Annotated in this window: 19 protein-coding genes and 1 rRNA gene; 19 read left to right on the forward strand and 1 reads right to left on the reverse strand. The window is 70.0% G+C overall.

Translation table 11 applies throughout. The annotated features are described in order from the left end of the window. From rrf to recN, 7 genes are all read left to right on the forward strand, one after another. A 5S ribosomal RNA gene (gene rrf / locus ACWPXK_RS19475) occupies positions 1–115 on the forward strand; the annotation flags it as partial. A gap of 798 nt (positions 116–913) precedes the next feature. Next, entirely contained in the window at positions 914–1,861 is a 948-nt protein-coding gene (locus ACWPXK_RS19480; RefSeq protein ID WP_454197582.1) for a tetratricopeptide repeat protein, read from the forward strand. A gap of 824 nt (positions 1,862–2,685) precedes the next feature. After that, the gene (locus tag ACWPXK_RS19485; RefSeq protein ID WP_454197583.1) at positions 2,686–3,576 is read left to right on the forward strand and encodes an HAD-IIA family hydrolase; all 891 of its coding nucleotides are present in this window, start codon (positions 2,686–2,688) and stop codon (positions 3,574–3,576) included. Between the two features lie 13 nt (positions 3,577–3,589). Further along, positions 3,590–3,892: a hypothetical protein gene (locus ACWPXK_RS19490; RefSeq protein ID WP_454197584.1), complete on the forward strand. Its 303-nt coding sequence runs from the start codon at positions 3,590–3,592 to the stop codon at positions 3,890–3,892. Between the two features lies 1 nt (position 3,893). Next, entirely contained in the window at positions 3,894–4,715 is an 822-nt protein-coding gene (locus tag ACWPXK_RS19495; protein WP_454197585.1) for a TlyA family RNA methyltransferase, read from the forward strand. Beyond that, entirely contained in the window at positions 4,712–5,671 is a 960-nt protein-coding gene (locus ACWPXK_RS19500; protein WP_454197586.1) for an NAD kinase, read from the forward strand. The genes ACWPXK_RS19495 and ACWPXK_RS19500 overlap by 4 nt, the downstream gene beginning before the upstream one ends. Beyond that, positions 5,649–7,433: a DNA repair protein RecN gene (gene recN / locus ACWPXK_RS19505; protein ID WP_454197587.1), complete on the forward strand. Its 1,785-nt coding sequence runs from the start codon at positions 5,649–5,651 to the stop codon at positions 7,431–7,433. Before ACWPXK_RS19500 ends, recN begins: the two co-directional genes overlap by 23 nt. 3 nt (positions 7,434–7,436) lie before the next feature. Here recN and ACWPXK_RS19510 read toward each other — a convergent pair whose 3' ends face one another. Further along, positions 7,437–7,856, reverse strand: a complete 420-nt coding sequence (locus ACWPXK_RS19510; protein ID WP_454197588.1) for an SRPBCC family protein — start codon at positions 7,854–7,856, stop codon at positions 7,437–7,439. A 241-nt stretch (positions 7,857–8,097) separates the two neighbouring features. Here ACWPXK_RS19510 and steA point away from each other — a divergent pair, with 241 nt between their 5' ends. The 12 genes from steA (at position 8,098) to der (ending at position 21,263) form a co-directional block, all read left to right on the forward strand. Continuing rightward, entirely contained in the window at positions 8,098–9,309 is a 1,212-nt protein-coding gene (gene steA, locus ACWPXK_RS19515; RefSeq protein ID WP_454197589.1) for a putative cytokinetic ring protein SteA, read from the forward strand. 13 nt (positions 9,310–9,322) lie between these two features. Beyond that, positions 9,323–10,267, forward strand: coding sequence for a copper transporter (locus tag ACWPXK_RS19520; protein ID WP_454197590.1), 945 nt, complete (start codon positions 9,323–9,325; stop codon positions 10,265–10,267). A gap of 231 nt (positions 10,268–10,498) precedes the next feature. After that, positions 10,499–12,220 (forward strand): CTP synthase, encoded by a 1,722-nt coding sequence (locus ACWPXK_RS19525; protein WP_454197591.1) that lies wholly within the window; start codon positions 10,499–10,501, stop codon positions 12,218–12,220. Between the two features lie 75 nt (positions 12,221–12,295). Continuing rightward, positions 12,296–12,973: an NUDIX domain-containing protein gene (locus ACWPXK_RS19530; protein ID WP_454197592.1), complete on the forward strand. Its 678-nt coding sequence runs from the start codon at positions 12,296–12,298 to the stop codon at positions 12,971–12,973. Between the two features lie 6 nt (positions 12,974–12,979). Next, positions 12,980–13,933: a site-specific tyrosine recombinase XerD gene (gene xerD, locus ACWPXK_RS19535; protein ID WP_454197593.1), complete on the forward strand. Its 954-nt coding sequence runs from the start codon at positions 12,980–12,982 to the stop codon at positions 13,931–13,933. A 330-nt stretch (positions 13,934–14,263) separates the two neighbouring features. Further along, entirely contained in the window at positions 14,264–14,728 is a 465-nt protein-coding gene (locus ACWPXK_RS19540) for a cupin domain-containing protein (protein WP_454197594.1), read from the forward strand. Between the two features lie 191 nt (positions 14,729–14,919). After that, positions 14,920–15,864, forward strand: a complete 945-nt coding sequence (locus tag ACWPXK_RS19545; RefSeq protein ID WP_454197976.1) for a ParA family protein — start codon at positions 14,920–14,922, stop codon at positions 15,862–15,864. Positions 15,865–16,448: 584 nt separating this feature from the next. Beyond that, positions 16,449–17,369, forward strand: coding sequence for a segregation and condensation protein A (locus tag ACWPXK_RS19550; RefSeq protein WP_454197977.1), 921 nt, complete (start codon positions 16,449–16,451; stop codon positions 17,367–17,369). Continuing rightward, a complete protein-coding gene (gene scpB, locus ACWPXK_RS19555) occupies positions 17,366–18,022 on the forward strand; it encodes an SMC-Scp complex subunit ScpB (protein ID WP_454197595.1) in 657 nt (218 codons plus the stop codon). Before ACWPXK_RS19550 ends, scpB begins: the two co-directional genes overlap by 4 nt. Before the next feature lie 9 nt (positions 18,023–18,031). Further along, positions 18,032–19,105 (forward strand): pseudouridine synthase, encoded by a 1,074-nt coding sequence (locus ACWPXK_RS19560; RefSeq protein WP_454197596.1) that lies wholly within the window; start codon positions 18,032–18,034, stop codon positions 19,103–19,105. Positions 19,106–19,140: 35 nt separating this feature from the next. After that, positions 19,141–19,848 carry a (d)CMP kinase gene (cmk, locus tag ACWPXK_RS19565; RefSeq protein ID WP_454197978.1) on the forward strand — a complete coding sequence of 236 codons (708 nt, stop codon included), beginning with the start codon at positions 19,141–19,143 and terminating at the stop codon, positions 19,846–19,848. Beyond that, positions 19,845–21,263 (forward strand): ribosome biogenesis GTPase Der, encoded by a 1,419-nt coding sequence (der, locus tag ACWPXK_RS19570; protein WP_454197597.1) that lies wholly within the window; start codon positions 19,845–19,847, stop codon positions 21,261–21,263. Before cmk ends, der begins: the two co-directional genes overlap by 4 nt. Positions 21,264–21,395 lie beyond the last annotated feature (132 nt).

A 21,395-nucleotide genomic window follows, 5' to 3' on the forward strand; every position in this document is an offset into this window, starting at 1 on the left:
CGGCGGCCATAGCGGCGGGGAAACGCCCGGTCCCATTCCGAACCCGGAAGCTAAGCCTGCCAGCGCCGATGGTACTGCACTCGACAGGGTGTGGGAGAGTAGGACACCGCCGGAACATCCTTCACGATAGGGGACCCAGAATCTGGGTCCCCTATCGTCGTTTGAGCACCGGATAGTGCTCGCACGAAATTGCCGTGCCCGCGTCCCACAGCAGGTACGTGATTGAATTTGTGGGTCCAACAGATTTTCCCGCGAAATCCAGAAAGGGAGCACCGTGCCGGAACAAAACGACGATCGGAAGCCCTTCCGGCGTGGCGCTCCCGACTCCGGGTCCGGCCGGCGAGGCGACAGCGACGATGCGAGCCGACGGGGCGGTGGATTCAAGCGCCGGGGCGATTCCGGTGACCGCGGCGGCTTCACACGACGAGGAGAGTCGGGCGGCTACGGTCGGCGCGACGATTCCTCCGACCGTGGTGGTTCCGAGCGACGCGACACCTCGGGCGGGTTCGACCGCCGGGGTGAGTCCGGTGAGCGCGGCCGCCATGACCAGCGCGGCAGCTCCTCCGGTGGATTCCGACGGCAGGGGCCCGGTGACCGTGGCGGTGAGGGCGGCGCCTACCGCCGCGGAGACGATGGGCCGAGGCGAGGCGGATTCGAGCGCCGCGACGATTCCGGTGCGCGGGGCGGCTTCACCGGCCGCGGCGGGTCAGGAGATCGTGGTGATTTCAAACGATCCGAGGACTCCGGAGAACGTGGCGGCTTCAAACGCCGGAGCGATTCCGGTGACCGGCGCGACGAGTCCCGCGGCGGCTTCCGCTCGGGTGAAAAGCCCAGTCCTCGTGGTGATTCCGATCGAGGTGAGGCTCGGGGTGGATTCCGCCGTCGCCGCGACGATACCGGCGACCGGAGCGATGTGCGCCGTGGCGAGCCCGGTGGAGGCGGACGCCGTGGTGCCTCCGATGCGTCCGGCGATGCCGGGCGGCGCGGCGAGTCGGGCTTCCGGCGTCGGGATGACGCGGATGATCGGCGCCGCCCGAGTACGGATCGGGGCGCCGATGCGCGCCGTAGTGGGGCCGATCGTGACGACTGGGCATCGCGCGGCGAGGGGTCGCAGGACCGTCGTCGTGGCGGCGAAGGCGCCCATGCCGGCGGCGGTCGGTCGTTCGACCGGCGTCCCCCGCGTCCGGAGGAACCCGATCTGCCGGACGACGTTCAGGCCGCCGATCTCGATCCGGCCGTCCGGCGTGACCTGCTCAGCCTGGACAAAGGCAATGCCGAGACGGTTGCACGCCATCTCGTGATGGCCGTACGACTCGTCGACGACGAGCCGGGTCTGGCGCTCGCGCACGCGCGGGCGGCCCGGCAGCGTGCCGGCCGGATCGCGGTGGTGCGCGAGACCGCGGGGGTCGTGGCCTACCACGCCGGTGAATGGGCGGAGGCGTTGTCGGAGTTGCGGACGGCCCGCCGGATGTCCGGTGGTTCCGGCCTGCTGGCCGTGATGGCCGACTGCGAACGCGGTCTCGGCCGACCGGAACGCGCGATCGAACTCGGCCGTAGCGACGAGGGGCGTGCCCTGCGCGGCGACGAGGCCACCGAACTGCGCATCGTCGTCGCGGGCGCACGGATGGACCTGGGCCAGTACGACCAAGCGGTCGTAACCTTGCAGACCTCGGACCTCGACCCGTCCCGCACCGGTTCGGCCGCGGCCCGCCTGTTCTACGCCTACGCCGACGCCCTGGTCGCCGCGGGACGGACGGATGAGGGCCTCACCTGGTTCCTCAACGCCGCATCGGCCGACTTGGACGGCGAAACCGACGCGGAAGAACGCGCCGCCGAACTCACCGGCGACATCGATCTCTGACCGACGAGCCGGGCAGCACGCCCGATCGCAGCGAGCATCGGTTCGCGTCGGCGGGCGGTCACGGCACCGCGGTACGACCACACCCGGGCGACCCGGCAAGGAACCAGCAGCACGGGTGCGGTCTGCGCGGTGCTCGGCGCCGCCCTGCTGGCCGATGATGAAGCCGCCGTCCGAGGTCAATTAGGAGCGGTCGGCTCTGGCCGCGTGCGCGATCCCGTGCTGCGGTCCGAACCGGTGTGCACGGTCGCGGCGTTGCCGGATGGACCCGGCAGCGGGCTGCCCACGACGCCGAGGTGACCCCAGCACGCTGCGGGCTGGCGTCGTGCTTGCCGTGGGGCTCGCCTCAGGCGCGCCTCGAATTGTGCTCGCTGTTGCGAGCGTTGGTGGCGACGGCGACGCCGTCTCGAGGATCGAGTCGGGTCCGCTGCGTCGCGCGATTTCCGCGGTCCGGGCGGTAGCGGTGGGCACGGTCGCGGCGGCCATCGGACGGATCCGGCAGTGGGCTGGCTGAACGGGGCCGTGCGACGGCCCGGACTCGCCGCAGCCGGCATCGCGAAGGTAGTGGCCGCGGCGATGAGGCTCGAGTTGGGCTGGCGTCAGCCAGCGGTGTGGCGCCAGCCCGGTGCCGCCCTCCGTGTGGTGTATGTGGATTGCGTGACGGCGCTGGGGATCCGGCTTGGCGAGTGGCTGACGCCACGTCATTCGGGTCAGCCGTCTGGCGTAATGTTCGAGTGTCTCGGACTCGCCGAGCGGCTGTGCTGCCGGAGAGCCCGGCGGAATGCGAGTCGGCACAGCGCCGATCGGTGACATGGAGTGAGAGTGGTGTGAAGCGACTACGGGATCGCTACCGAGCCCTGCTGCTGGATCTGGACGGCACGCTGTATCGCGGACACGAGGTGATCGAGGGCGCGCCGGAGGCGTTGACCGCGAGCGGTGACGCGGCCCAGCGGCTGGTGTACGTCACGAACAATGCCAGCCGGGGACCGGCGATAGTGGCCGCGCATTTGGCCGAACTCGGCTTTCCCGCGTCCGCCGATGACGTGGTGACCAGCGCCCAAGCGGCCGCCCGGCTGCTGGCCGAGCGACTCGACCCCGGCGCGCCGGTGCTGGTCGTCGGCACCGACGATCTGGCCGCCGAGGTGGACGCGGTCGGGCTGCGCTCGATCCGGCGTTTCGACGGCGCCGCGCCGGCCGCGGTGGTACAAGGCCATTCACCCCATACCGCGTGGCCGGACCTGGCCGAGGCCGCCTACGCGTTGCGCGCGGACGCACTGTGGGTCGCGGCGAACACCGACAAGACTTTGCCGAACGAACGTGGCCTCGCGCCGGGCAACGGCGCGATGGTCGCCGCGCTGCGGGCCGCGTCCGACCGGGAGCCGGTCGTGGCGGGCAAGCCGTACGCGCCCCTGCTGGAGGACGCGCTCATCCGGGCGGACTCCCGCAGCGCACTGGTGGTCGGCGATCGTCTCGACACCGACATCGAAGGCGCCAACCGTGTCGGCCTCGACGCGCTGCTGGTGCTGACCGGCGTCAGCACCCTGGACGAGCTGCGCGAGGTACCGGACGAGCGGACCCCGACCTATGTCTCCGATTCGCTCGACGCTCTCAACCACGCACCCATCCACCTCGACCCGGATACCGACCTCGGTGAGGCCCTTCGGCGTAACCCGGGACGAGCTGTGACGGTCCGCGCGTCCGGTTCGGAAATCCGATAGCGTTGACGCCACGATGACTACTCCTACGCCCCGTCCGAACGTTCCCGGAACGCCCGCTGGTGGGCATGGTCCCCGCCCCGGGGTCCCATTGCCCGGTCAGCATCCGGGTGCGCATGGGCGCCCGGAGCCGGCCGACCCGGATCGGATCCGCGACGAGGTGGACAGTCTGCTCGCCGAGCTCGAGCGACCCGGCTCGAGCGCGGCGCCCGCTACCGACAGCGCCGAAGCCGGAGTCGATATCACCCGGCGCGCTCGCATCCTGGAGCAGGCACATGACGTGCTCGTACAGGCACTGGCCACGGTGGACAAGATCTGAGGTGGCCAGGCGCACGCGGGTGGACGCGGAACTGGTTCGCCGCGGATTGGCCCGATCGCGAGAGCACGCGGTCGAGCTGATCGGTGCGGGCCGCGTCCTGATAGCCGGAACGGTCGCGGTGAAGGCGGCGACCGCTGTCGAGGCGGGCACGCCGCTGCTGGTGCGCGAGGAGCCCGACGAGGTCTCCTGGGCCTCACGCGGGGCACACAAGCTGCTCGGCGCGCTGGAGCGGTTCGAGCCGGAGGGGTTGTCCGTCCCGGGCAAGCGCTGCCTGGACGCGGGCGCGTCCACCGGTGGTTTCACCGACGTGCTGCTCAGCCGGGAGGCGCGGGAGGTGGTCGCGGTCGACGTCGGCTACGGCCAGCTGGTCTGGCGCCTACGCAACGACGAGCGCGTGCGGGTCTTCGATCGCACCAACGTGCGCAACCTGACGCCCGAAACAATCGGCGGCACGGTCGAACTGGTCGTGGGGGATCTGTCCTTCATCTCGCTCGGCTTGGTGCTGCCCGCGCTGGCAGCCTGCACGGCGCCGGGCGCCGACCTGTTGCCGATGGTGAAGCCGCAGTTCGAGGTCGGCAAGGAGCGCGTCGGCTCCGGCGGCGTCGTGCGCGATCCGCAGCTGCGTGCCGACGCGGTGTGCGCGGTCGCGGCCTCCGCCGCGGGCCTCGGCCTGCGTACCGTCGGCGTTGTGGCGAGCCCGCTACCGGGTCCCTCCGGCAATGTCGAATACTTCTTGTGGCTGCGCAACGACGGGCAGTTCGAATACGACCGCGAGCTGGTGGCGGCGCTGGTCGAGCGTGCGGTTGAGGAGGGTCCACAGTGAACGCGCCGGCCAAGCCCTGCGGCCGGGAGATCTTGCTGGTGTCCCATCCGGGGCGGGCGGAAATCATCGAGACCGCCCACCGGGTGGCGAAGATCTTCGCGGACGCGGGCATCTGCCTGCGAGTGCTCGCCGACGAGGCGGACAGCACCCGATTCGAGGCCGAGCCGGGTGGCTATCCGGTTCGCGTGGTCGAGCACGGCCCGGAAGCGGCGGTCGGCTGCGAGATGGTGCTCGTGCTCGGCGGCGACGGAACCTTCCTGCGCGCCGCCGAGTTGGCGCGTCCCGCTGCGGTGCCGGTGCTCGGGATCAACCTGGGGCGCATCGGGTTTCTGACCGAGGCCGAGGCCGAGCACTTGGACGAGGCGCTCGCCCAAGTGGTCCGGCGCGATTACCGGATCGAGCATCGGATGACCATCGACCTCACCGTCCGGGTCGACGACGAAGTGGTCGAGAGCGGCTGGGCGCTGAACGAGGCGAGCATCGAAAACGCCTCGCGCATGGGTGTGTTGGAAGTGGTGCTCGAAGTCGACGGACGGCCGGTGTCGGCGTTCGGCTGTGATGGCATTCTGATCGCCACGCCGACCGGATCGACCGCCTACGCCTTCTCCGCGGGCGGCCCGGTGGTGTGGCCGGAACTCGAAGCGCTGCTGGTCATCCCGAGCAACGCCCACGCTCTGTTCGCGCGGCCGCTGGTGACCAGCCCGAATTCGCGGATCGCGGTCGAATCGGTGGCCACCGGACACGATGCGCTAGTTTTCCTGGACGGCAGGCGCACGCTCGCATTGCCCAGCGGCGGCCGAGTCGAGGCGGTTCGCGGCGCCGAACCGGTGCGCTGGGTGCGGCTGGACTCCGCACCGTTCGCCGACCGGATGGTGCGCAAGTTCCAATTGCCCGTGACCGGCTGGCGTGGCCGACGGCGAACGGAGAGCACACGTGCTGACAGAGATCAGGATTGACGGCCTTGGCGTCATTTCCACGGCGACCGCGCAGTTCCATGCCGGACTGACCTGCCTGACCGGTGAGACCGGCGCGGGCAAGACCATGGTGGTGACCAGCCTGCATCTGCTCAGCGGTGCGCGCGCGGACGCGGGCCGGGTCCGGCTTGGCGCGTCCCGTGCCGTGGTGGAGGGCCGATTCACCGTCGAAGACGTCAACGAAGCCGCCCGGGCCGAAGTCGCGCGAGTGCTGGAATCGGCCGCGGCCGAGCAGGACGACGACGGCAGCATCATCGCGATCCGGACGGTCGGCAGTGACGGACGTTCCCGTGCGCATCTGGGCGGGCGCGGCGTGCCCGCCTCGGTGCTGGCCGATTTCACCGCGCCCTTGCTGACCGTGCACGGCCAGAACGACCAGCTGCGTTTGCAGCGTCCCGACCAGCAGTTGTCCGCGCTGGACCAGTTCGCCGCCGACGCGGTGGGCCCGCTGCTGCGGAAGTACCAGGCGCAGCGCCGATCGTGGCTCGACGCGCGCGCGGAACTGCTCGAACGCACCGCGCGCAGTAGGGAGTTGGCGCTCGAGGCCGAGCGGCTCGAGCACTCTTTGCGCGAAATCGACAGCGTCGCACCCGAACCCGGCGAGGACGTGCGCATCGTCGACGAGGTGCGCAGGCTCAGCGATCTGGACTCGTTGCGCGAGGCGGCGGCAACCGCACACGACGCGCTGGCCGGACCGGCCGACACGCCCGAAGACGGTTCCGGCGCCCTGGAATCGCTCGGCGCCGCACGTGCCCGCATCGAAGCGGCCGACGACCCCGCGCTGGCCGCTCTCGCACCGCGCCTGGCCGACGCCATCGCGGTGGTGGTGGATGTCACCACCGAGCTGAGCGGTTATCTCTCGGATCTGCCTTCCGATCCGGGCGCGCTGGATTCGCTGCTCACCCGGCAGGCCGAGCTGAAGACGCTGACCCGCAAGTACGCACCCGATATCGACGGCGTGCTGGCCTGGGCGGAGGAAGCACGCGCGCGGCTGGGCTCACTCGACGTCTCCGAGGAAGCGCTGGCCAAGCTGGCCGCCGAGGTGGATACCGCCGCCGGGCGGGTGCGCGAGACGGCGAAGAAGCTGAGCGCGGCGCGGACCAAGGCGGCGGGCAAGCTGGCGGCGGCGGTGAGCGCCGAGCTGGGTGGTCTCGCGATGGGTAAAGCGCGTCTCGAGGTCGACGTGCGGCCGCTGCCCGCCGGACCACAGGACTCGGCGCCGCTCACCGTCGACGGGCAGGAATTGCATGCCGGTCCGGCGGGCATCGACGAGGTCGAGTTCCGTCTGTCCGCGCATTCGGGCGCCCAGTCGCTGCCGTTGAGCAAGAGCGCGTCCGGCGGTGAGTTGTCCCGGGTGATGCTGGCCCTCGAGGTGGTGCTTGCCAGCTCCGATCATGGGGCGACGATGGTGTTCGACGAGGTCGACGCGGGTGTCGGCGGCCGGGCCGCGGTCGAGATCGGTCGCAGGCTGGCCCGGCTGGCGCGTACCCACCAGGTCATCGTGGTGACCCACCTGCCGCAGGTCGCGGCGTTCGCCGATACCCATCTGGTGGTCGACAAGTCCGATGACGGGAAGGGCGCCGTCAACAGCGGCGTTCGCGCGCTGACCAACGATGAGCGGGTCATCGAGCTGGCCCGCATGCTGGCCGGTCTCGACGACACCGAGACCGGCCGGGCGCACGCGGAGGAACTGCTGGCGACGGCACGCGCGGAGAAAGCGGGCGCGGCGCCGGTGACGCGCTGACGATCAGCGCACCGCTTTCCGCGCGCCCTGCATGAACACGCCGATCAGGTTCTTCAGGCCGAGCTCCACCACCTTGGCGGGCACGGGAAGCATGGGGTCGGATTCCATCGTGTAGGAGACCAGGGTGCCGCTGTCGGCATCGGTGAAGGTGACGATGCCGACGTGCCGCTTTACCGGCGCGCCCTTGACGACCTTGTATTCCATCCGCTCACCGGGCACCAGCTTGGTGATCTCCTCGGTGACGCCGACCGGGCCGACGCCGATCAGGTGCTGGGCGCCGACGCCTTCGCGTTCGGTCAGGCCGGGCTTGGTCAGCTTGACCTGGACCGGCAGATAGGGGCTGATGCTCTCGCGGTCGGCGAAGAGCCGGTATACGACCTCGCGTGGGGCGGCGATAACGGCGTCGACGGTGGTGCTGGCCATGGTTCTCCTCTTCGAGTTACCTGTGACGGGCAGCATATAGGTACTCCGTCCGGCGCTCGGTGATCGTGTTGTCCGGGTCACAAATGGCGCCGATGCCGTCGGGGCTGGCTGCGTATGCAACTCGGAATACTGGCCCGAGGTTGGCTATGGCCGAGGCTCGAACTGTCCGAGTGGGTAGCTGCTCATTCGCTGCCCGGCGCGCCTCCACCAATGGTTGAGGGTTTGCCGCCATCATCGGCGCATGAAAATGCTGGCGCTGTTGTCGAGGAACACCGAAACGCTGCCGGGTCTGACCGGGACAGCCCGGGTGGATCGCAACACCCGCCGATTGCTCGGGCGCGTCGGCCCCGGTGACATCGTCGTGCTCGACGAGATGGACCTCGACCGGATGACCGCCGACCGGTTGGTCGAGGCCCGTGTGGGCGCGGTGATCAACACCTCGCCGTCCATTTCGGGCCGCTATCCCAACCTGGGTCCGGAAGCGCTGGTGGCCAACGGAATCCTGCTGCTGGACACGGTGAGTTCGGATGCGTTCAGCAAGATCAAGGACGGCGTGCGGGTCCGGATCGACGAGGGTGTCGTCTACGCCGACAAGCTGATCAAGAAGGAGCCGGAGGTCCTCGTCGAGGGCATCGAGCTCACCGAGTCCGCCATCGCGGAGCGGATGATCGAGGCGCGCAACGGTCTGGCCGATCACCTGGAGGCGTTCGCGGGCAACACCATCGAGTTCATCCGCACGGAGAGCGCGCTGCTCATCGACGGCTTCGGTGTGCCGGAACTGGATCTGGTGCTGAAGCAGCGGCACGTGGTCGTCGTCGCCGACGGCCCGGAGCACGCCGAGGACCTGCAGCGGCTCAAGCCGTTCATCAAGGAATACGCCCCGATCCTGATCGGCGTCGGCCGTGGCGCGGACACGCTCCGGAGGCGGGGCTACCGCCCCGACATCATCGTCGGCGACCCGGACGAGATCACCTCCGCGACCATGAAATGCGGCGCCGAGGTGATCCTGCCCGCCGACACCGACGGCCACGCGAAGGGACTCGAGCGCATCCAGGATCTCGGCATCGGCGCGACGACCTTTCCCTCGTCGGGTTCGGCCGCCGATCTGGCGCTGCTGCTGGCCGACCATCACGGTGCGGCCCTGATCGTCGTCGCGGGCGCTCCGGCCTCGCTCGACGACTTCTTCGATCGCGGCCGCCGCCACAGCAACCCGGCCACGTTCCTCACCCGGCTCAAGGTCGGGACCAAGCTGGTGGATGCGAAGGCCGTGGCCACGCTCTACCGCAACCGGGTGTCCGGGATCGCCGTCGCGCTGGTGGTGCTCGCCGCGCTGGTCGCGTTGATCGTCGTGCTGCTGGCCTCCAACAGCGGCGCGGATGTCATGGACTGGGTCGTCGACAACTGGAACCGCTTCGCGCTCTGGGCGCAGGCGCGCACCGGTTCGTGGGAATAGCCGAGGGAGAACGATGATTACGTTGCGCCAGCACGCCACCTCGATCGCCGCGATCTTTCTGGCGCTCGCCATCGGCGTGGTGCTCGGCTCGCAGACGCTCGCCGCCGATCTGCTGTCCGGCTTGCGGGCGGACAAGACCGATCTGCGCCAGCAGGTCGACACGCTGACCGAACAGAACCGGCGGCTCGCGGACCAGGTCATGGCCGCCGACCGGTTCGTCGCCGGGTCGTCGGGCCGCATCCTCGGTGGCGCCCTCGCCGACCGCGGCGTCGTCGTGTTCACGACACCGGACGCCGATCCCGGTGACGTCGACGCGGTGACGAAGGCGCTGGAGACCTCCGGCGCGGCCGTGACCGGCCGGATCGCGTTCACCGACGCTTTCGCCGACGCGACCGAGGGCGACCGGATGCGCACCGCCCTCACCAACGTGATCCCGGCGGGGGCGCAGCTGCGTACCGGCGCGGTCGATCAGGGCAGCATGGCCGGCGATTTGCTCGGCCTGGTCCTGCTGCTCGATCCGGCCAATGGGCAACCTCGGAGCACTCCGCAGGAGCTCGGGCTGGTGCTGGAGACTTTGCGCGGCGGCGGCTTCCTCGCCTACGGCGATACGCCGGTTCGTCCGGCGCAGCTCGCCGTGGTGATCACCGGAAACGGCGTCGACGCCGCCCGGGACAGCGTGGGCGCGAATACCGCTCGGTTCGCGGGCGCCCTGCGTGGCCGCGGTTCCGGCGTGGTGCTGGCCGGTCGCGCCGGCGCCGCCGAGGGAGAGGGGCCGATCGGCGTCGTCCGCACCGACGCCGCGCTCGCCGCCCAGGTCAGCACGGTCGACAACCTCGAAAGGGACCTCGGTCGCGTCACCACGGTCCTGGCGCTCGGCGAACAACTCAACGGCGGCGCTGGCCGCTACGGCACCGGTGCCAAAGCCGCGTCGCTGACGTTGGCCGCCCTGCCGGGTTGAGTAGCCGTTGCGCCGCGTGCCCGTCCGCAGCGGTCGACGTCCTCGCGCCGACTTCCGCTTCGATGGGTTGTTTCCGTGCAGGGCGGCGGCGCGGGACAATGCGCTCGCGGCCCCTGCCGCGACATGCTTCACAGTCGGGGGGGTCAGGCTCTGAAATACAGCCCGGCGATCGGTGGGCAAACGGGCGTGGCATTCGAACTGACGGGCGGATCCGTGTTACCGTGAAGACCCGTGGGTCAAACACGGATTCAGGCGCGAACGGCCACGAAGCACATCTTCGTCAGCGGTGGTGTCGCCTCCTCATTGGGTAAAGGTCTTACCGCCTCCAGCCTCGGGCAGCTGCTGACGGCGCGTGGGCTGCGCGTCACGATGCAGAAACTCGACCCGTACTTGAACGTCGATCCCGGCACCATGAACCCCTTCCAGCACGGCGAGGTGTTCGTGACCGAGGACGGCGCGGAGACCGATCTGGACGTCGGCCACTACGAGCGCTTCCTCGACCGGGACCTGTCCCGGGACGCGAATGTGACCACCGGGCAAATCTATTCGTCGGTCATCGCCAAGGAGCGCCGCGGCGAGTACCTGGGTGACACGGTGCAGGTGATCCCGCACATCACCGACGAGATCAAGAACCGCATCCTCGCGATGCGCGGTCCGGATCTGCAAGGGCAGACGCCGGACGTGGTGATCACCGAGATCGGCGGCACCGTCGGCGACATCGAATCGCAGCCGTTCCTGGAGGCCGCCCGCCAGATCCGCCACGACGTCGGCCGGGACAACGTCTTCTTCCTGCACGTGTCGCTGGTGCCCTACCTCGCCCCCTCCGGCGAGCTGAAGACCAAGCCGACCCAGCACTCGGTGGCCGCGCTGCGCAACATCGGTATCCAGCCCGACGCGCTGATCCTGCGCTGCGACCGGGAGGTCCCCCAAGCGCTGAAGAGCAAGATCGCGCTGATGTGCGATGTCGAGGTCGATGCCTGCATCTCCACCCCGGACGCGCCGTCGATCTACGACATTCCGCGCGTGCTGCACCGCGAGGGCCTGGACGCCTACGTGGTGCGCAGGCTCGGCCTGCCGTTCCGCGACGTGGACTGGACCGTGTGGGGCGACCTGCTCGAGCGGGTGCACTCACCGCGCGAGACGGTCGAGGTCGCGCTGGTCGGCAAGTACGTCGACCTGCCCGACGCGTATCTCTCGGTCACCGAGGCGCTGCGCGCGGGCGGGTTCGCCTCGCGCGCCAAGGTGAACATCCACTGGGTGCCCTCCGACGCGTGCGAGACCCCGACGGGCGCGCAGCAGGCACTGCGCGACGTCGACGCCGTGCTGATTCCCGGCGGATTCGGCATCCGCGGCATCGAGGGCAAGGTCGGCGCGATCCACTACGCGCGCACCCGCGGCATCCCGCTGCTGGGTCTGTGCCTTGGTCTGCAGTGCATGGTGATCGAGGCCGCCCGCTCGGTCGGTCTGGCCGAGGCCAACTCGGCCGAGTTCGAGCCGGACACCCCGCATCCCGTCATCTCCACGATGGCCGACCAGGAACAGGCCGTGGCCGGTGAGGCCGATCTCGGTGGCACCATGCGTCTCGGTGCCTATCCCGCGACGCTGGCGAAGGGCTCGGTCGTCGCCCGGGCATACGGCAGCGAGCACGTCTCGGAGCGGCACCGTCATCGTTACGAGGTGAACAACGCCTACCGGGACAAGATCGCCGAGAGCGGTTTGACGTTCAGCGGCACCTCGCCGGACGGACATCTGGTCGAGTTCGTCGAGCTGCCCGCCGAGGTGCACCCGTTCTTCGTCGCCACCCAGGCGCACCCGGAACTGAAGAGCCGTCCGACCCGGCCGCACCCGCTGTTCGCGGCGCTGATCTCGGCGGCGCTGAAATACAAGGCGGCCGAGCGGCTTCCTGTCGACATCCCCGACGACGAACTCGCAGGTGCGACGGAAAAGGCGTAGCGGCATGAGGGTCGGGCCCGCAAGCGGCGGCTCTCGTCACCGGGGAGTGTCCGCTCCTGCCGATAAGGTCGGTGCATGACCGACGACCGGGCCACGCTCACCGGAGGCGCTGCCGAACCGGGCAGCCACGAATTCGAGATCGTATCCAGCCGGACCGTCTACAGCGGCGCCATCTTGGCGTTGCGGCTCGACCAGGTGTCGATGCCGGGCGGGCGGGTCGTCGAACGCGAGGTGGTCGAGCATCACGGCGCCGTCGCCGTCGCCGCGATCGATGCGGACGACAACGTGGTGCTGATCAACCAGTACCGCCACCCGATCGGGGCGCGGCTGCTCGAGCTGCCCGCCGGTCTGCTCGACGTGCCCGGCGAGGACCCGCTGCTCGCCGCGCAGCGGGAACTGGCCGAGGAGGCCGGGCTGGCCGCGCGGGAGTGGTCGGTGCTGGTGGATGTGATGCTCTCGCCCGGTTTCACCGACGAGGCTTTGCGGGTGTACCTGGCACGGGACCTGTACGAGACCGACCGGCCCGAGCCGGAGCTGGAGGAAGCCGACCTGGAAGTGGTCCGGATGCCGGTCGACGCGGCCGTGCGGGCGGCGCTGGCGGGGCAGATCGTGAACGCCACCGCGGTCGCGGGCGTGCTCGCGCTGGCGGCCGCGCGGGTCGGCGGCGCGGAGCTGCGTCCGCCGGACGCGCCGTGGCCCGGACAGCCCACCGCGCTTCTTCGCCGCCAAGCGGCGCGGAAGTCCGAAGACTGAGCGGTCGTGCTCGCCCGCGAGCTCGACGCCTACCTCGACCACCTCGCCGTCGAGCGCGGTCTCGCGCCCAATACCCTCGCCGCGTATCGGCGCGATCTCGGCCGCTACCTCGACTTCCTGAGCGGGCGCGGGATCGGCTCGCTCGACCAGGTCGGCGAGTCCGACGTCGCCGAGTTCACCGTCACGTTGCGCTCGGGCGGCGGCGGGCACCCGGCGCTGGCGGCCAGCTCGGCGGCACGCGCGTTGATCGCGGTGCGCGGATGGCATCGCTTCGCCGCGGCGGAGGGGCTGACCAGCACCGACGTCGCGCACGCCGTCAAGCCGCCCACGCCGGGCCGCAGGCTGCCCAAAGCGCTGCCCTACGACCAGGTACTGAAGTTGCTGGAGGCCGCGGGTGGTGGATCCGCGGACAACCCGGACGCCGCGGCGGGCGCGGACGGGGGACCGCGCGGCCTGCGCGACCGGGCGCTGCTGGAAATGCTCTACTCCACCGGCGCCCGGATCTCTGAAATGGTCGGGTTGGACGTCGACGATCTGGACACCGGGGAACGGGCGGTGGTGCTGCGCGGCAAGGGCGGCAAGCAGCGCGTGGTGCCGATCGGGCGGCCCGCCCTCGCCGCCGTGGACGCCTACCTGGTGCGGGGGCGGCCGATGCTCGCCTCGCACGGGAAAGGAAACGCCGGAGCGCTGTTCTTGAACGCGCGCGGCGCCCGCCTGTCCCGGCAGAGCGCGTGGCAGGTGTTGCAGACCGCCGCCGAACGCGCGGGTATCGCGGCGGCGGTGTCGCCGCATACGCTGCGCCACTCCTTCGCCACCCACCTGCTCGACGGCGGCGCGGACGTCCGCGTCGTGCAAGAGTTGCTCGGTCACGCGTCCGTGACGACGACCCAGATCTACACGCTGGTCACGGTGACCACACTGCGCGAGGTCTGGGCTACCGCCCATCCCCGAGCCCGCTGAGCCGTCGGGCGCGGTCTTCCCGGGTGCAGATTTTCCGGCGCGTGCGGTGCCAGTGGACGCGGCGGAGTCGCTGGGGCTCCGGGCGCGTTCGGCCGCCCAAATCGTGGTGTATTCGAACACGCCGGGCCGACGCAGGATCCCGACGATGCGATGACGAATCCCCATGGAGTCAGGGTTACTTCGGCTGGCCGGCGGACGTATCTGCGAACGCGGTAGGGGACCGTACAGTGCGCGGAACAAACGGGACCGTGGTCCGGTTGTTCTGTGGTCGGAGTCCGCGTGCTGCGGACGGCCGCAGCCAGAATCGGTGCACAACGCGAGGTGAGTTGCATGGGAAGGTCTTTCATCGTCCACGAAGCCGACGTCGAAGCGGTGCCGCTGCCCGGCGGCGGGTCGTTCCGGCTGCTCGAGGACAGCGAGAAGTCCGAGGGGCTGTTCGGCGCCAATCGGCTGACGCTCGCCGCGGGAGCGGACGGCACTCGGCCGCATCACCACACCGAATCGACCGAGATCTTCTACGTGTTGGACGGGACGATGGAGTTTCTCGTCGATGGCGAACTGAGCAAGGTTAGCAAAGGCGGCTTGGTGGTGATCCCGCCGAATGTCGTGCACGCCTTCGGCGCCGACGCGGACGGGCCCGCGGAGTTCCTGGCCGTCCTCACACCGGGTATCGTCCGCTTCGAGTATTTCCGGCAACTCGGCCGGATCGCACGCGGGGAGGCGGACTGGGACAGCATGAACGACTTGCACGACCGGTTCGACGTGCATTTCGACGGTGGCCCGCAATGGCGCTGACCAGCGCGGGGCGAACACGCCGCGCGCAGGCGCGGCACTCGAGTGCCGTCAAGCGGTAGCGTCTATCGAGAGCTGGACCGTACGAAAGCGAGGTCGGGCACTGATCGGCCTCGCTACGCTCGGCGAGGCAACCGGCAGGAACGTATAAGGAGCAGCGGATCGTGACGACAGCCGGCGCGGCAGAGCCGCCGATGGGTGCTGGGGCGGAGCCGCTCAAGGGCCCGCGCCCGGGTCCGTACTCGGACGCCGCGGCGGAAACGCTGTGGGGCACCGGGGCAGAGCCGGTCCCGGATGACGCGACGCTCGGCCCGACGGGCCGGCCGTTGCGGCTGGTCCCGGACCCGCCGCCGGTGGGGCAGCACGGCGACGCCCTGATCGTCGCCATGTGCAACCAGAAGGGCGGAGTCGGCAAGACGACCTCCACCATCAACCTCGGCGCCGCGCTGGCCGAATACGGCCGCCGGGTGCTGCTGGTCGACCTGGACCCGCAGGGCGCGTTGTCGGCGGGTCTCGGCGTGGCCCACCACACTCTTGACCAGACCGTGCACAACCTGCTCATAGGCTCCAACGTGTCCATCGACGACGTGCTGATGCAGACCCGCGTCGCGAACATGGACCTGCTGCCGAGCAACATCGATCTGTCCGCCGCGGAGATCCAGCTGGTCAACGAGGTGGGCAGGGAGCAGTCGCTCGGCCGCGCGCTCGCGCCGGTGCGCAACCGCTACGACTACATCCTCATCGACTGCCAGCCCTCCCTCGGCCTGCTCACGGTCAACGCCCTGGCCTGCTCGGACGGCGTGATCATTCCGATGGAATGCGAGTACTTCTCGCTACGCGGGCTCGCGCTGCTCAACGACACCGTGGAGAAAGTGCGGGACCGGCTGAACCCGCGGCTGAGCCTGTACGGAATAGTGGTCACCATGTTCGACGCTCGACTGCTGCACTCTCGCCAGGTCATGGCGCGAGTGGTCGAGGTGTTCGGTGACCTGGTCTACGACACCGCGATCGCGCGCACCGTCCGTTTCCCGGACGCCAGCGTCGCGGGCGAGCCCATCACCACGTGGGCGCCGAAATCCAGTGGGGCCGAAGCATACCGGTCGATGGCTCGGGAAGTCATCCACCGGTCGGGCCGGTGATCGGCCGCTCCGGCCCCTCGTCTGCGTCCACCGACAACTCATCCGGCCAGGGGTCTTCCGCGGCCGGTGCCACTCCTCCGCTCGACGACCGTGCGCGCGATGCCGATGCGCCGCACGCCGCCGAAGAAACCACCGTTGGTTCCGGTAGCCCTCCTGCGCTCGGAAACGCGGCCGCCGCGTATATCGCCGCTGGCCGGGGCGCGGCGGCGCAACGCCCGAATCCGGCCGTGGTCGGGGGTATCACCGGCGGTACGGAGTCGGAGGATTCCGCAGCGCCTGTTCAGGCCGATACCGGCGCGGACGAATCCTCTGTGACCTCACCCGCAGTGCGCACCGAGGCGGCCGCGGCCGACATCCCCGCGGAACAAGGCAACTCGTCCGCGCCTGCGCCGGAAACACCCGAGGGTCCGGCAAGCGCCCCGCCGGGGAACCTCTCGCGGGCGGCCGGGAACGTCACGCCGGGTGATCGGGCGCAAGCCGACGAACCCGCCGTCGCGGCGAGCGCCGCGCCGGGGGTGCGGCAAGCTAGCGATCCACCCGAGGTCGAAGTGGTTGCTTCGCGGCAAGTTGCCGATCCACCTGAGGTGCCGGGGAGCGCCGCGCCGAGGCAGCGGCCGGCAGGCGACCCGGACGATCCAGGGGCGAGTGCCCCGCCGGGGGATTCTTCCCAAGAGACAGCGCAGCCGTCCACATTTCGCTTGCGCCTGAGCAACTTCGAGGGTCCTTTCGACCTGCTGCTCAGCCTGATCAGCTCGCGCAAGCTGGACGTCACCGAGGTGGCGCTGCACAAGGTCACCGACGAGTTCATCGCCTACACCAAGGCGCTGACCGCGAACGCGGCCCGGCAGAACACCTTGCGCGCGGACAAGATTCTGGACCAGACCACCGAGTTCCTGGTCGTCGCCGCCACGCTGCTGGATCTGAAGGCGGCACGCCTGCTGCCGTCCGGGGAGATGACCGACGCCGAAGATCTCGAACTACTGGAGGCGCGCGACCTGCTGTTCGCCCGGCTGCTGCAGTACCGCGCGTTCAAGCAGGTCGCCGAGTTGCTCGGCGAGCTGGAGGCCGCGGCGCTGCGCCGCTACCCCCGCGCGGTCGGTCTGGAGGAGCGTTACGCCGATCTGCTGCCCGAGGTTACGCTGGGTGTCGGGGCGGCGGAGTTCGCCGCGATCGCCGCGGCGGCCTTCCGGCCCCGCCCGGTGCCGAAGGTCGGGCTCGACCACTTGCACACGCACGCGATCTCGGTGGCCGAGCAGGCGGCGCTGGTGCTGGAACGGCTCAAACAGCGCGGCGCGGGTGCGTGGACCTCGTTCGGCGAGTTGGTCGCCGATTGCGAAGTCCCCATCCAGATCGTCGCCCGCTTCCTGGCGCTGCTCGAGCTGTATCGCGGCAAGACGATCGAGTTCGACCAGCCCGATCCGCTCGGTCCCTTGTCGGTGCGCTGGATCGGCGACGACGCGGCGGAACAGGCGGACGTCGTGACTATCGAGGAGGACTACGGGTGAACGAGGCGGTGACGGATCTCACTACGGAACCACTCGAGGACGCCGAATTCCGCTCGGCGCTGGAGGCGATGCTGCTCGTCGTCGACACTCCCGCCCCGGTGGACCAGCTGGCGGCCGCGCTGGGCGATACCGCGCAGCGGGTGGAGAGCACCTTGCGTGCGATGTCGGCCGAACTGACGGCACGGTCCAGCGGCATCGATCTGCGTTTCGTGGGTGACGGTTGGCGCTTCTATACTCGCAGCGAGTACGCGCCGTATGTGGAGCGGATGCTGCTCGACGGCTCCCGATCGAAACTGACCCGGGCGGCGTTGGAAACACTGGCGGTGGTGGCATACCGTCAGCCGGTGACCAGGACCAGGGTCAGCGCGGTACGCGGCGTGAACGTCGACGGGGTGATGCGCACGCTGCTGGCCAGGGGACTGATCGCCGAGGCGGGCGTCGACCCGGAGACCAACGGGACGCTGTACTGCACGACCGAGCTGTTCCTGGAACGGATCGGGCTCCCGTCGCTGAGCGACCTGCCGCCGTTGGCGCCCCTGCTTCCGGGCGTCGACCTGATCGATGAGATCAATGAAAGCCTGGAGACGGACCCCCGTTACACCAGATTGAAGAAACCCGCCGAGGCCGACTTGGACCTCGGCACCGAAGAGTGACAGGACACGATGAATACGCCCGCTCGCCGAGATGGCACACCGGATCGTAGAAAACGCGGCGCACAGCCCGAACGGGGCACGAGCCGCAACACGAACTCACGCGACGCACGTACGGCTCAACGGGGGAGCACCGCCCGCGGTGCCCAGCAGGGGGGCGCGAGCCGCGGTGCGACGCAGCGCGCGGCCGCGGCGGCCCCGAACCCGCGGCACGCGAACCCGGGTGGCAAGAAGAAGCCGAAGCCGCAACGGCAGGCCGCGCAGCCGCCGCTGCTGAGCAACGCCAAGCCCGCGCGCCACCAGAACGTCGAGCCGGCCGAATCCGGAGGGCACACCAAACTGCCGTGGGGAGAAGGCGAGCGGCTGCAGAAGGTCCTCGCCAAGGCGGGCGTCGCCTCGCGTCGCGCCGCCGAGGAGATGATCGCGCAGGGCCGCGTCGAAGTCGACGGCATGATCGTGCGCGAGCAGGGGCTGCGCATCGACCCGCAGCACGCGGTGGTGCGCGTCGACGGCACCCGCGTGGTGGTGCGTGAGGAGCTGGTGCACGTCGCGCTGAACAAGCCCAAGGGCTGGCAGTCCACCATGTCCGACGATCTGGGCCGTCCCTGCGTCGGCGACATCGTGGCCGAGCGGATCGCCGCCGGTCAGCGCCTCTTCCACGTCGGGAGGCTCGATGCCGATACCGAGGGGTTGCTGCTGCTGACCAATGACGGCGACCTCGCCCACCGGCTCATGCACCCGTCCTTCGAGGTCTCCAAGACCTACCTGGCGACCGTGCACGGTGAGGTCAACAACCGTGCGGTCGGCAAGCGGCTGAGGGAGGGCGTCGAGCTGGAGGACGGCCCCGCGAAGGTGGACCGTTTCCAGGTGCTCGACCTGGGCGAGGGACGTTCCCTGGTCAAGATCGTGTTGCACGAAGGGCGGAAACACATCGTGCGCCGCCTGCTGGACGCGGTCGGCCACCCGGTCATCCGGCTGGTGCGCACGAATATCGGTCCGGTCGCACTCGGCGACCAACGGCCCGGCACACTGCGCGTGCTCGGCCGCGATGAAATCGGCAAACTCTACGAGGCGGTGTCGTTGTGAACGGTCTGGAGATCCCGGTGCAGGCGCCGGCGCGCATGTCCGGTACGAGCCCGCTGGTGATCGCCATGGACGGGCCGTCGGGCACCGGGAAGTCGAGCGTTTCGCGGCGCCTGGCCACCCGGCTCGGCGCGCAGTACCTCGACACCGGCGCCATGTACCGTGCGGCGACGTTGCGCGTGCTGCGCGCGGGCATCGAGCTCACCGACACCGCGGCCATCGCCGCCGCGGTCAAGGAGCTGCCGCTGTCCATCGGCACCGAGCCCAGCCGCGAGGTGATCGAGCTCGACGGCGAGGACGTCGCGTCGGAGATTCGCGGCGACGCCGTCACCAAGGCCGTTTCGGCGGTCTCCGCGGTGCCCGAGGTGCGCGAGCTGTTGGTCGCGATGCAGCGCGACATCACGGCGGTCGCGCGCCGGATCGTGGTGGAGGGCCGCGACATCGGCACCGTCGTGCTGCCTACGGCGGAGGCCAAGATCTACCTGACCGCCTCCGCGGAGGCGCGGGCGCACCGGCGCAACCAGCAGAACATCGCCGAGGGCCGGGGCGACGACTACGCGGGCGTGCTCGCCGACGTGCAGCGCCGCGACACCCTCGACTCGACCCGCAAGGTGTCCCCGCTGCGCCCCGCCGCGGACGCGGTGCTGGTCGACACCAGCGAGCTGTCCATGGACGAGGTCATCGACGAGCTGTACCGCGTTGTGGCACAGCAGCTTTCGGCGCTCCCGGCCGGAGGTGACCGGTGAACGGTGAGGTACTGGCCGGTGACGGCGTCTGGAGCGACGAAGCCGACTGGGAGCTGGCCGATCTCGAGGGCGAGTTCGAGGATCAGGCGCACGTCGCGATGCCGACGCTCGCGGTGGTCGGCCGCCCGAACGTGGGCAAGTCGACGCTGGTGAACCGGATTCTGGGCCGCCGCGAGGCGGTCGTGGAGGACATTCCCGGGGTGACCCGCGACCGCGTGTCCTACGAGGCGAACTGGGCGGGTCGCCGCTTCCTCGTCCAGGACACCGGCGGCTGGGAGCCCGACGCGAAAGGGCTGCAGCAAGCGGTGGCCAGGCAGGCCGAACTGGCCATGCAGACCGCCGACGCGATCCTGCTCGTGGTCGACGCCGTGGTCGGTGCCACCGCCACCGACGAGGCGGCGGTGAAGAAGCTGCGCCGCTCCTCGGTCCCGGTCATCCTGGTCGCCAACAAGGTCGACGACGAGCGGGTGGAAGCCGAGGCGGCGGCGCTGTGGTCGCTCGGTCTCGGCGAGCCGCGCATGGTCAGCGCCGCGCACGGCCGCGGCACCGGTGACCTGCTCGACGACGTGCTCCAGGTGCTCCCGGAGACTCCGCGCGAGGGGACCGCAGGCACCGGTCCGCGTCGCGTCGCTCTGGTCGGCAAGCCCAACGTGGGCAAATCGAGCCTGCTGAACAAGCTGTCCGGCGACGAGCGCTCGGTGGTGCACGATGTCGCGGGCACCACGGTCGACCCGGTCGACTCGCTGGTCGAATTGGGCGGGAAAGTCTGGAAGTTCGTCGACACCGCCGGGTTGCGCCGCAAGGTCGCCAACGCCAGCGGCACCGAGTTCTACGCATCGCTGCGCACCAAGTCCGCGCTGGAGGCCTCGGAGGTGGCGATCATGCTGATCGACGCCGCGCAGCCGATCACCGAACAGGATCTGCGGGTGATCAGCATGGTCGCCGATTCGGGGCGTGCGCTGGTGCTGGCGTTCAACAAGTGGGATCTGGTCGACGAGGACCGTCGCCTGCAGTTGGAGCGCGAGGTCGACCGTGACCTGGTCCGGGTGCCGTGGGCGCAGCGGGTGAACATCTCCGCGCATACCGGCCGTGCGGTGCAGAAGCTGGTACCGGCCATGGAAACCGCGCTGGAGTCGTGGGACAAGCGCATTCCGACGGGCAGGCTGAACACCTGGCTGAAAGAAGTGATCGCCGCGACCCCGCCGCCGATGCGGGGCGGCCGGTTGCCTCGGGTGCTGTTCGCGACCCAGGCGACCACCCGGCCGCCCACGTTCGTGCTGTTCACCACCGGCTTCCTGGAGGCGGGCTACCGCCGCTTCCTGGAGCGCAGACTGCGCGAGGAATTCGGCTTCGACGGTTCGCCGGTCCGCATCTCCGTGCGGGTGCGCGAGAAGCGGGATCGTTCCAGGAAGTAGAGACGACCAAGGCGATGAGGTGCGAGAGTCCCGACGCGGGGCTTCTCGCACCTATCCCCGAGTCGAGTCGAGGACCCATTGCCGGTAGCCGGGGTGGTTGTCCACCACGGGGTCGTGGATCCGGACTTCCCA

Source organism: Nocardia sp. Marseille-Q1738, assembly GCF_965283145.1.